The following is a 1,002-nucleotide window of genomic DNA, read 5'->3' as shown; positions in this document are numbered from 1 at the left end:
AGATGTGTATAAGAGACAGGGTCTCGACTGCGTCGCCTATGATGGTGCCTTGGCCTTTCTTTCCGACCTGCCACATCGGCGTTTCGCCTGTTTGGTCACCGACATCCGCATGCCGGGAATGAACGGGCTCGAATTGATCGAGCGGCTGCATTCCGCAGGCTCGACCCTACCCGTCGTCGTATTGACGTCGGTTCGCGACGCGAGGATGCGCGACCGCGCGCTCGCGCTCGGCACCTTCGATTGGCTGATGAAGCCGGTTACCGATCATCGCTTGCTCCAAGTGCTTGGATCCGCGATCGGTACGGACGCTGTCTCTTATACACATCTAGATGTGTATAAGAGACAGTCGTTACAGCGATCTCGGCGGTAGCGGCACGAAGTTCGAGCGCCATCAGGTGCTCGCCGGCGTTGCCTATCACTTCTGACCATATCCTGCGCCTCGTGCGCAGGCGGGCAGCGCCCCCGACGCCGGCTGTGCCGGCGTCGGGGGCTTCTTGCGCCATCAAATGTGGAGTGATATAGTCCATGTTATGGCTCATCTTACCGCCAGCGTCGAATATGGCATCCATGGCCTGCTCGCGCTTATTGACGCGGATCATCAGCCGCGCAGCGCGCGGGATATCGCATCGTTCGAAGGCATCTCGCCGACATTCGTGTCCAAAATCTTCGCAAAACTCGAAAAGGCGGGCATCGTCCGCGCAGCCGGTGGCGTGAAGGGTGGTTATCTCCTCGCTCGCCGGCCAGAGGCGATTAGCGTTCTGGCGCTGGTCGATGCGATTGAAGGCCGCAAGCCGCTTTTTGAATGTCAGGAAATTCGCGGCCGCTGCGCGCTGTTTGACGGCAAGCCACCGGACTGGGCCAGTCGCGGCGTCTGTTCGATCCACGCCGTGATGCTCAAGGCCGAAAAAGCGATGCGCGACGCGCTCGCGAGTGAAACGCTCGCGGATATTTCGAACCGGCTCCAATCGAAGGCGCCGCCCGAATTCGGCAGCGAAGCCAAAT

2 protein-coding genes are annotated in these 1,002 nt (G+C 60.3%); both read left to right on the top strand.

The annotated features are described in order from the left end of the window. On the top strand, window positions 1–370 hold a 370-nt coding region (locus CDQ92_RS20680; protein ID WP_144035858.1), incomplete at its 5' end, for a response regulator transcription factor. A gap of 160 nt (window positions 371–530) precedes the next feature. Beyond that, window positions 531–1,002: RrF2 family transcriptional regulator (locus CDQ92_RS20675; protein WP_144035857.1), on the top strand; the 472-nt coding region annotated here is incomplete at its 3' end.

Source organism: Sphingopyxis bauzanensis (genome assembly GCF_002205675.1).
Taxonomy (GTDB): Bacteria; Pseudomonadota; Alphaproteobacteria; order Sphingomonadales; family Sphingomonadaceae; genus Sphingopyxis; species Sphingopyxis bauzanensis.
Note: the sequence above shows the minus strand (reverse complement) of the source record. Positions and strands in the feature narration are given on the sequence as shown.